The organism is Streptomyces sp. GL_140, from assembly GCF_057834465.1.
Genome location: NZ_CM174404.1, coordinates 3,566,449 through 3,577,168 on the forward strand (window position 1 = coordinate 3,566,449; position 10,720 = coordinate 3,577,168).

General features: G+C 72.4%; 8 protein-coding genes. All 8 read left to right on the forward strand.

What is annotated here, in order from left to right:
* The first annotated feature begins 5 nt into the window (after positions 1–5).
* The 8 genes from AC3IYJ_RS16370 to AC3IYJ_RS16405 all read left to right on the forward strand — a co-directional run bounded on the left by AC3IYJ_RS16370 (position 6) and on the right by AC3IYJ_RS16405 (position 10,720).
* A complete protein-coding gene (locus AC3IYJ_RS16370; protein WP_489402018.1) occupies positions 6–1,028 on the forward strand; it encodes an ornithine carbamoyltransferase in 1,023 nt (340 codons plus the stop codon).
* On the forward strand, positions 1,025–2,305 hold the full coding sequence (locus AC3IYJ_RS16375; RefSeq protein ID WP_489402019.1) for an MFS transporter: 1,281 nt from the start codon (positions 1,025–1,027) through the stop codon (positions 2,303–2,305). Before AC3IYJ_RS16370 ends, AC3IYJ_RS16375 begins: the two co-directional genes overlap by 4 nt.
* A 218-nt stretch (positions 2,306–2,523) precedes the next feature.
* Positions 2,524–2,874, forward strand: coding sequence for an ArsR/SmtB family transcription factor (locus AC3IYJ_RS16380; RefSeq protein WP_489402020.1), 351 nt, complete (start codon positions 2,524–2,526; stop codon positions 2,872–2,874).
* On the forward strand, positions 2,871–3,164 hold the full coding sequence (locus AC3IYJ_RS16385; protein WP_489402021.1) for a hypothetical protein: 294 nt from the start codon (positions 2,871–2,873) through the stop codon (positions 3,162–3,164). Before AC3IYJ_RS16380 ends, AC3IYJ_RS16385 begins: the two co-directional genes overlap by 4 nt.
* Positions 3,165–3,374: 210 nt before the next feature.
* Complete coding sequence (locus AC3IYJ_RS16390; protein ID WP_489402022.1) at positions 3,375–5,636, forward strand: MMPL family transporter; 2,262 nt, start codon at positions 3,375–3,377, stop codon at positions 5,634–5,636.
* A gap of 84 nt (positions 5,637–5,720) precedes the next feature.
* Positions 5,721–6,383, forward strand: coding sequence for a DUF4097 family beta strand repeat-containing protein (locus AC3IYJ_RS16395; RefSeq protein WP_489402023.1), 663 nt, complete (start codon positions 5,721–5,723; stop codon positions 6,381–6,383).
* A 228-nt stretch (positions 6,384–6,611) separates the two neighbouring features.
* Positions 6,612–7,430, forward strand: coding sequence for a thioesterase II family protein (locus AC3IYJ_RS16400; RefSeq protein ID WP_489402024.1), 819 nt, complete (start codon positions 6,612–6,614; stop codon positions 7,428–7,430).
* Entirely contained in the window at positions 7,427–10,720 is a 3,294-nt protein-coding gene (locus AC3IYJ_RS16405) for an amino acid adenylation domain-containing protein (RefSeq protein ID WP_489402025.1), read from the forward strand. The genes AC3IYJ_RS16400 and AC3IYJ_RS16405 overlap by 4 nt, the downstream gene beginning before the upstream one ends.

Below are 10,720 nucleotides of genomic sequence, written 5' to 3' on the forward strand. Positions count from 1 at the left end.
CCGGCATGGCCGCGCCTGCCGGGCCCGGCGCCCCTCGACGCACCCAGGAGCACACCGTGACCCCTCGGCACCTCATCTCCCTCGACGACCTCTCCGACGCCGAGCTCCGCGCGATCGTCGCGCGCGGCGCCGCGTTCAGCACCGGCACCGCCCACGGCAGCCCGCTGGCCGGCACCGTCACCGGCATTCACTTCCGCAAGACCTCCACCCGTACCCGTACCGCCTTCTCGGCGGGTGCGCTGCGCCTCGGCGGCCAGATCGTCTCCTACGGGCCCGACGACCTCCAGCTCAACACCGGCGAGACCACCGAGGACACCGGCCGGGTGTTCTCCCGGATGCTGGACGTGCTCGTCGCCCGGACCGCGGGCGACCCCGCCGAACTGCGCGGCTGGGCGGCGCAGCAGCGGATGTCGGTGATCAACGCGATGAGCGCGGACGAGCACCCCACCCAGGGGCTCACCGACCTGACGACACTGCTGGTCAGGTTCGGCCGCGTCGACGGTCTTCGGGTGCTCTACCTAGGCGAGGGCAACAACACGGCCGCCGCGCTCGCCCTCGGCCTGAGCCGCTACACCGGCACGACGCTGGAACTGCGGACCCCCCGGGGATACGGGCTGGAGCCCTCCGTCCTGCGCCGGGCTCAGGACCAGGCGGCGCGCACGGGCTCGTCGGTGACCGAGCGGCACGACACCGCCGATCCGGCGGAGGGCTTCGACGTCGTCTACACCTCGCGCTGGCAGACCACGGGCACCTCCAAGGAGGACCCGCGGTGGCGCGAGGCGTTCCTGCCCTTCCGGGTCGGGGCCGACCTGTGGAGGACCAACCCGGGTGCGGTGTTCCTCCACGACCTGCCCGCGCACCGTGGCGAGGAGGTGACCGCCGAGGTCCTCGACGGGCCGCACAGCATCGCCTTCGACCAGGCGGAGAACAAGATGCACAGCGCGATGGCCGTCCTGGAGTGGTGCCGCACGGGCCCCGCCGACAGCGTCCCGGATGCCCACGCCCTCACCGCGGTGGCGTCCCGATGACCCTCCTGGACCAGCCCGAGGCCGCTTCCGCTGCCGCTCCGGCCGAGGAGCGGCCCCCGCCGCTGCGGCGCAACCGCGACTTCCTGCTGCTGTGGACGGGCGCCGGACTGTCCCAGTTCGGTGTGCGGGCCGCGGTCTCCGCGTACCCCCTGCTGATGCTCTGGTACACCGGCTCGCCCGCGAGCGCGGGCCTGGTCGGCTCCGCGGCCCTGCTGCCGCAGTTGTTCCTGCTGCTGCCCGCGGGTGCGCTGGTGGACCGCTGGGACCGGCGGCGGCTGATGGTGGTGTGCGACGCGGTCGGCCTGGCCTCGATGGGCAGCCTCGCGGTCGCGCTCTGGTTCGGGATGCTGTCGGTGCCCCACGTGATGGCCGCGGCGTTCCTGGAGGGCGCCGCGGTAATCTTCTACAAGCTCGCCGAGCGGGCCGCGGTGCGCCACGTCGTGCACGAGGACCACCTGTCGGCGGCGCTGTCGCAGAACGAGGCGCGCGGCCAGGCGGCCGGACTGCTGGGGCAGCCGACCGGGGCGGTGCTGTTCCAGGCCTTCCGCTGGCTGCCGTTCGGCGTCGCCGCCCTCACCCACCTCTTCGCGCTGGTGACCCTGCTGCTGATCCCCAAGTCGTTCCAGGACGCCAGGGAGGCGCAGGAACGGCGGTCGGTGCGGGCGGAGATCGGCGAGGGCATCGCCTGGGTGTGGCGCCAGCGCTTCATGCGGGTCGCGATCGTCATCGTGGGCGGCAGCAACCTGCTCTTCCAGGTGCTGAACCTGGCGCTGGTGCTGATCGTCAAGGAGGGCGGGTATCCCCCGGCGTACATGGCGGTGATCGGTGTGATCGAAGGTGTCGGCGGGATCGCGGGGGCGCTGACCGCGTCCTGGTTCATGAAGCGGCTGCCGCTCCCGGCGCTGTTGATCGGAGCGCTGATGGTGTGGGCGGGCCTGATGGCCGGGATCGCGCTGACCGGGAGCCCCGTGGTGCTGGGCGCGCTGTGCGCCGGCACGAGCTGGGCGGGGGCCCTGCTGAACGTGGCCGCCGGGGTGCACCAGGTCAGGATCACCCCGGACGAGATGCAGGGACGCGCCATGAGCGTCTTCGGGCTCTTCGGCTCCGGCATGAACTCGCTCGGCGCGCTCGCCGGCGGCTTCCTGCTCGCGGTGGTGGGCACGTACTGGAGCGTGCTGGCCGCGGCCGCCGGCATGGCCCTGCTGGCCCTGGCCGCCTTCGCGGCACCCGCGGTGCGCGGCATGGGGCGGGTCGAGGAGAAGGGGTCCCCGGCCTGATCCCGGCCCGGGCCCGGCCCGGGCCCGGGCCCGGGCGAATATCGAAGCGATATAGACCCCCTCGGCACAGTCGGAGCACCGGACGATTCCTCAGCCGTCCGGTGCTTCGGCATGGGGACAGAAGGGTGACGGCCAGAAGAGAACTGACATGTGTAAGGAATGATTGACAGGTAGCTCCGGCACCTGTCATGATTCTCTTACACATGAAAGAGGTCGCGATGGAATCATTCCCGACCCTGACGGGTGATGAGGTGTTGCAGATGCTGGCGGCGCTCGGAAATCCACATCGGATGCGTGTCATCGGAGCACTGTCCGAGGGACGCAACTACGTCAGCCGGCTCGCCCGCGAGATGGGGATGAGCCGCCCGCTGCTCCACATGCACCTGCAACGCCTCGAAGCCGCAGGACTCGTGGCCGGCGTGCTCGAACTGTCGGAAAGCGGTAAGGCCGTGAAGTACTTCGAAGTCACCCCCTTCGTCCTGCACCTGACCCCCCAGACCCTGGCCGAAGCGGCCCGGACCCTGACCGACCGGGACGAGTCCAAGAACACCACCGAGGGAGCGAAGTGAACGGGCACGAGACGGTGACGCTGGCTGCGGACCCCTGGAGCGGCGACGCGACGGGGCTCATCGCCGCAGGAGGCGTCTTCCTGCTGCTGATCGTGATCGTCTGGCAGATCGCCGCCACCTGGCGGGCTCGCATGCTGGCCGCCCGCGAGGACGAGTACCGCCGTCTCGCGGCGAAGTACGCCCAGCTCCTCGAGGAGAACGTGGGCCTGCACCGCCACATGTCCGAGGAACTCACCCAGGCGCGTCGCTCCATCGCCTCGATGGAAAAGATGATGCGCGAGATCGAATAGGTCCCTCCGGACCCTTCCCGACCCCCTGCGTGCCGGGGCCGTGCCACCGACGGACGGACATCCGCCCCGCGGCACGGCCCGGGCAAGGGAATCCACGCAGTCCCGCACAGCTGCTTCCGCGTCACGGCAAGGCCTAGGAACCGAAGGCCGTGACCCGGGCGGCGTGCGGTCGCCACCGCAAATGCACTCCCATGCATAGGAGACCATCTCATGCCGAGCACCACACCCCCCACACCGTCCCGGGGGGAGGCCCGTAAGCCACTGACCGTGCGCGTCGCGGGCTGGTCCGCCCGCAACGCCAAGAAGACCATCGGGGGGTGGCTCCTGCTGGTGGTGCTCTCCGTACTGATCGGCGGCGCCGCCGGATCCGGCGCCCAGACCTCGGACCCGGGCGAGTCCGGCCGGGCCCAGAAGGTCATCCGCGAGCAGAACGTCGAGGAGCCCTACCAGGAGTCCGTCCTCATCGAGGCGCTCGACCGGACCTCCGCCAAGTTCGCCGACGACCCCGCGCTCCAGAAGGCCGCGCAGGACCTCGTCGACAACCTGAAGGCAGCCGGCACGGCCGTCACGGACGTGGCTTCGCCGCTCGGCGCCGAGGGTGCGGAGCAGGTCTCCAAGGACGGCCACTCGGCGCTCGTCGGCTTCACCGTCGCCGGTCCCGAGGACTCGGTCGACGCGCACTTCGAGTCGGCCCTCGCCGCCGTCGCGAAGACCAAGGCCGCCCACCCGGAGGTACGGATCGCCGAGGCCGGCGACCTCTCGCTGCAGACGGCCGTCAACGACGCCGCCGACAGCGACCTGGCCAAGGCCGAGATCACCTCGCTCCCGGTCACCCTGATCATCCTGCTCGTGGTGTTCGGCGCCCTGGTCGCCGCCGGCATCCCGGTGCTGCTCGCGGTCACCTCGGTGCTCGCCGCCCTCGGCCTGCTCGGCGTCGTGGGCAACGTCATCCCCGCCAACAGCACGGTCTCCTCCGTGGTGCTGCTCATCGGCATGGCCGTCGGCGTCGACTACTCGCTCTTCTACCTGCGCCGTGAGCGCGAGGAGCGGGCGGCCGGCCGCAGCGCCCTGGAAGCCCTGGAAGCCAGCGCCCGCACCTCGGGCCACGCGGTCGTCATCTCCGGCCTCACCGTGATGCTCTCCGTCGCGGGCCTCTTCATCACCGGGATCGACGTCTTCAACGGCATGGCCGTCGGCACCGTCCTGGTGGTCGGCCTCGCCGTGCTCGGCTCGGTCACGGTGCTGCCCGCCACCATCGCCCTGCTCGGCCACCGCATCGACTCCCTGCGCATCCCCTTCCTCGGCCGCCGCCGCACCACCGCCACCGAGTCCCGCACCTGGACCTCCATCGCCCGCGGCGTGGTGCGCAGGCCGCTGCTGATGGGCGGGACCGCCGTGGTCCTGCTGCTCGCACTGGCCGCCCCCGCCCTCGGCATGAAGCTCTCCGACCCGGGCCAGACCCGCTCCCTGCCCCGCTCCATCGAAGCCGTCGACGCCGGCGTCCGCATCCAGGAGGCGTTCCCCGGCGGCCCCGCCCCCGCCTCGGTCGTCGTCTGGGGCGAGGGCGCCACCACCGGCCGGGCCGACTCGGCCGTCGCCGAACTGCGCCGCCAGGCCGCCGCCAGCCCCTCCCTCGGTGAGCAGATCTCCACCCACAAGGTGGGAGAGGCCCTGGTCATCAAGGTCCCGCTGGCCGGTTCGGGCACCGACAAGGTCTCCACCGACGCGCTCAAGACCCTCCGCGACGACGCCCTGCCCAAGGCCTTCAAGGGCACCGACGGCCTCCACTACGCCGTGACGGGCCAGATCGCCGGACAGCACGACTTCGCGTCGGTGCTCAGCGGCCGCGCCCCCTGGGTGTTCGGCTTCGTCCTGGTCCTCGCCCTGATCGTGCTCACCCTGGCCTTCCGCGCCCCGGCCGTCGCGGTCGTCTCCATCCTGCTGAACCTGCTGTCCATCGGGGCGGCGTACGGCCTGGTGGTCCTCGGCTTCCAGAACGGCGGCCTCGGCGGCCTGCTGGGCTTCGACTCCTACGGCGGCATCGTCAGCTGGCTCCCGCTCTTCATGTTCGTGATCCTCTTCGGCCTGAGCATGGACTACCACGTCTTCATCCTCAGCCGGGTCCGCGAGCTGTGGCAGCGCGGTGACAGCGCCAAGGACGCCGTGGTCAGCGGGGTGGGCTCCAGCGCCGGTGTCGTCACCAGCGCCGCGGTCGTCATGATCTCGGTCTTCGCGCTCTTCGCCACGATGTCCGGCATCGAGTACAAGATGCTCGGCGTCGGCATGGCCGCCGCCATCGCCATCGACGCGACCATCGTCCGCGGCCTGCTCCTGCCGGCCGCGCTGACCCTCCTGGGCGACCGCGCCTGGGGCAAGCGGCCCGCGGGCGCCGTCCCGACGCAGGCCCCCACCGCCGGGCAGCAGACCCCGGAGCAGGCGGCGCCCACCGCACTCGCCTCCGTACGCAGCTAGTCGATCACGCACCCGGCAAGTCCCCCGCACAGTCGGTCGCCCGCACAGCCGGTCACCCGCAGCAAGGATGAAAGGTAGATCCTCGTGAGTACTTACAGCAGGAGCCTCAAGAAGTTCGTCGTGTGCGCGGTGGCCGTGGCGGCCGCGGCGGTCGTGACCACCGGCTGCGACGGGTCGGGGGGCGTCGGCGGCTCCGCCGACAGCACCAAGCAGTCGTACGAGGTGACCGAGAAGGTCACCGCCGTCACCATCGACAACCGCGGCGGCGACATCGAGATCGTCAGCGGCTCCGGCACCGCGGTCAAGGTGACCGAGACGCTGGAGTACAGCGACGCCAAGCCGAAGACCGAGCACTCCGTCTCGGGCGGGAAGCTCGTCCTCAAGGGGAGCGCCTGCGGGGGCTCCGCCTCCAAGTGCTCCGTCGTCTACCGCGTCGAGGTGCCCGCCGGTGTCCAGGTCGACGCCAGCACGGGCGGCGGCAACGTCACCGGCACCGGCCTCGGCGGCACCGTCCTGGCCAGGACCGGCGGCGGCAACGTCGACGTGTCGTTCGGCTCGGCGCCCCTCAGCGTCAACGCCGAGAGCGCCGGCGGCAACGTGACCGTCAAGCTCCCCAAGGGCCCGTACGCCGTCGACGCCAGCACGGCCGGCGGCAACCGCAAGGTCGACGTCACCGTCGACGACGCCTCCGCCAACAAGGTCAAGGCGCACAGCGAGGGCGGCGACGTCACGGTCACCGGCGCGTAGCAACCGGCCGTGCTCGCACGGCGGTTCATCGAGACTCCGGGAAGGCCCGTACCGTACGTCCCCCCAATCCCCCCGCGGGGTGCGTAACGGAAAAATATAGGCACTCCCGGCAGAGTGAAGCCCCGGACGGAATCCCGTCCGGGGCTTCGCCGTTGCGCCGGGCACTGTCCACCGGCGGCGGATCTGCCCCTCCGAACCACCGCTCACGTGCAGGGAGTTGCCGCGCTCATGACTGTTGTCCAGACCGCCACCGGCGCCGACTGGTTCCGGGTGTTCGCACCTCGGCCGGCCGCCGGGCTGCGGCTGTTCTGCTTCCCGCACGCGGGCGGCGCGGCCAGCACCTTCCGCGAGTTGGCCCGGCTCGCCCCGCCGGAGATCGAACTGGTCGCCGTCCAGTACCCCGGCCGCCAGGACCGCTACGCCGAGCCGCTCCCCGACGGCCTCGACGCGCTCGCCGCCGACATCACCCGGGCCCTCCTGCCCCGCCTCGACAAGCCCGCGGCGTTCTTCGGCCACAGCATGGGCGGCACCGTCGCATTCGAGACCGCGCGCCGGTTGCGCGCCACCCACCCGGGGCTGCCCGTCCGGCTGTTCGTGTCGGCCCGCAAGGCCCCGCACGTGGACATGAGCCGGGTGCTGCGCTTCCGCGGCGACGAGGACGCACTGGAGTACGTACGGGCCCTCGGCGGCGTGGGCGCCACGCTGCTGGAGGACCCGGCGCTGCGCGAGCTGACCCTGCCCGTGCTGCGCGGGGACTTCCGGATGATCGAGGAGTACCGCTTCGTCGAGCGCGCGCCGCTGACCTGCCCGGTCACCGTCATCACCGGCGACAGCGACCCCTCCTGCACCACCGAGGACGCCGCGCAATGGGCCCGGCACACGGTCGCCGGACACGAGGTCCGCACCCTGCCGGGAGGCCACTTCTACCTGGAGTCCGCCGCCGGGCCGCTCATGGACCTGCTCAGCGGCCGGCTCGCCGACCGAATTCCCGGGACCGTCGCCGCGACGGCCCGCACCGCACCCGCCGACAGGGGGACCCGCCCGTGAACCGCCTTCCTTCCGCCCCGTCCGCCCCCTTCCGGCGGCTTCCGCTGTCGGTGCCGCAGACCGGCGTCTGGTTCGCGCACGGACTCGACCGCACCGGCTTCGCCTACAACATCGCCGAGTTCTTCGACATCGCCGGCGGGATCGACCCCCGGCTGATGGAAGCCGCCTGGCACCTGCTGCTCACCGAGACCGAGACCCTGCGGGTCCGGCGCGTCGCCCCCGACGCCGACGGCACCCTCTGGCAGTTCGTCGACGACGGTCCGCTGCCCCCGCTCCCCTACTTCGACCTGCGCACCGAGGCCGACCCCTTCGGTTCCGCCCGCGCGTGGATCGACGACGACATGGAGCGGCCCATCGACCTGGCCGCCGGCGGCATCAGCACCTTCGCGCTCTTCCGCGTCGCCGACGCCCGCTTCGTCTACTACCAGCGCGTCCACCACATCCTCATCGACGGCTTCGGCGGAGCGCAGATCTCCCGCAGACTCGCCGCCACCTACACCGAGCTCGTCACCGGGACCCCGGTCGCGGACGGCCTGGAGCCGTTCGCGCCGCTCACCGAGACCCTCGCCGAGGACGCCGCCTACCGTGCGGACGAACTCGCCGCCACCGACCGAGAGTTCTGGATGGAGCGGCTCGCCGGGATGCCGGCCCCCGCCCTCCTGAGCGACCTGCTCTCCGGCGGTCCCGCCACCGCGCCGCGCGCCGTACGGGTGCGCCGCACCAGCAGGCTGTCCCAGGACCACGCCGACCGCCTCGCCGCCGCGGCGCGCAGCTGCCGCACCCGCTGGCCGCTGTTCGCCGTCGCCGCCACCGCCGCCTTCCTGCACCGCGCCACCGGCCGGCGCGAGGTCGTCGTCGGCCTGCCCGTCACCGGTCGCACCACCCCCGCGATCCGCCGCACCCCGCAGCTCGCCTCGAACGTGGTGCCGCTGCGCATCGAAGTGGCTCCCGGCGAGTCCATGCGCGAGCTGATGCCCCGGGTCACCGCGGAGGCCCGTGCGGCCCTCAAGCACCAGCGGGCCCGCTACGAGGACCTGCGCCGCGACCTCGGCCTGACCGGCAGCGAGGGCAGCCTGATGGGTCCGGTCGTCAACATCATGGCGTTCGACTACGAGCTGACCTTCGCGGGAAGCCGCGCCGACATAACCAACCTCGGCCTCGGCCCGGTCGACGACCTGTCCATAGCCCTGTACGACCGGGGCGACGGCACCGGCCTCAAGATCGACTTCGACGGGAATCCGGAGCGCTACACCGACGCCGACGTCGCCGCGTGCCAGGAGTGGTTCCTGCACTTCCTGCAGGAGGTCACCGCCGACCCCGAGCGCCCGATCGCCGGGATCGACCTGATGTCCGCCACCACGCTGGCCGGGCTCGTCGACGGCTGCAACGACACCGCCCACCCGGTCCCGGACGAGAACCTCGCCGTCCTCTTCGAGCGCCGGGCCGCCACCACCCCCGACGCCGTGGCCGTCGCCGCCGGGGACACCACGCTCACCTACCGCGAGCTCAACGCCCGGGCCAACGCCCTCGCCCACCGGCTGACCGCCCTGGGCGTCCGCGCGGAGACCCCCGTCGCGATGCTCCTGGAACGCTCCCCCGACGTCGTCGTGGCGACCCTCGCCGTCGTCAAGTCCGGCGGCGCCTACGTACCCCTGCACGCCGGCTACCCGCCGGAGCGCATGGCCCTGGTCCTCCAGGACACCGCGGCTCCCGTCCTGCTCACCGACCGGGACGACGACGCACTGGGCTTCGCGGCGGGAGCCGTCGTCCTGCGGGTGGGCGACACCGCCGCCGACGCCGACCCCGGCAACCCCGGCATCCCCGTAGAACCGGCCCAGCTGGCGTACGTGATCTACACCTCCGGTTCGACCGGAGTGCCCAAGGGCGTCGCCGTCTCCCACCGCGACGTCGCCGCGTTCGCCGCGGACCGCCGCTGGCTCGGCGGCGCCCACGAGCGCCTGCTGATGCACTCCCCGCACGCCTTCGACGCGTCCACCTACGAGATCTGGGTCCCCCTGCTCTCCGGCGGACAGGTCGTCGTCGCACCGGCGGCCGGACTGGACGCGTCCGGCCTGCGCGCACTCGCCACCCGCCACGGCCTGACCGGCGTCTTCCTCACCACCGCCCTGTTCAACCTCATCGCGATGGAGGATCCCGCCGCGTTCGCGCCCCTGCGCACCGTCCTGACCGGCGGCGAAGCCGCCACCCCGGCCGCCATGCGGCGCGTGCGCGAAGCCTGCCCCTCGCTCGCCCTCGCGCACGTCTACGGACCGACCGAGACCACCACGTACGCCACCCACTTCCCGCTCGACACCGTCGACGACGTCCCGCCGATCGGCACCCCCCTCGACAACATGCGGGCCTACGTCCTCGACGGTGTGCTGCGGCCCGTCCCCGTCGGTGTCGCCGGCGAGCTGTACCTGGCGGGCGCCGGTCTGGCGCGCGGCTACGTACGCCGTCCCGGTCTGACGGCCGAGCGGTTCGTCGCCGACCCCTTCGGGACGCCCGGTACGCGCATGTACCGGACCGGTGACCTGGTGCGTCGCCGCAGCGACGGGGCCCTGGAGTACGTGGGACGCACCGACCACCAGGTCAAGGTGCGCGGCTTCCGCATCGAACCCGGTGAGATCGAGGCCGCGCTGATGGCCCTCGACGGCGTCGCGCAGACCATCGTCGTCGTCCGCGAGGACCGTCCCGGCGCCCGCCGGCTGGTCGGCTACGTCGCCGCCCGCGGAGTCAGCGGCGAGGAGCTGCGCGGCCGACTGGCCGTCGGCCTGCCGGAGTTCATGGTCCCGTCCGCGATCGTGGTCCTCGACGAGCTGCCGCTCACCCCGAACGGCAAGGTCGACCGCAACGCGCTGCCCGCTCCCGAGATCGTCCCGTCCGCCGCGGGCCGGGCCCCCGACGGACCCCGCGAGGAGATCCTGGCGGACGCCTTCCGGCAGGTCCTCGGCATCACCGCGTCCGACGCCGAGGAATCCTTCTTCAACCTGGGCGGAGACTCCATCACGGCCCTGCAGCTGGTGGCCCGGGTCCGCGAGGCCGGGCTGGTGATCAGCGCCCGGGACGTCTTCCTGCTGCGCACCGTCGCCGCGCTCGCCGACTCCGCGCTGGAGGTCACCGAGGAGCTGCCGCTCTCCGACGAGCCCCTCATCGAACTCGACGACGACGAACTGGCACTCCTGGAAGCCGAGTTCGCCGACGAGTTCGCCGACGAGCACACCGACGGCCTCGCCGAGGGCCTCACCGACGACATCGCCGGGGGCTTCGCCCTGGAAGCGGGCCGCTGA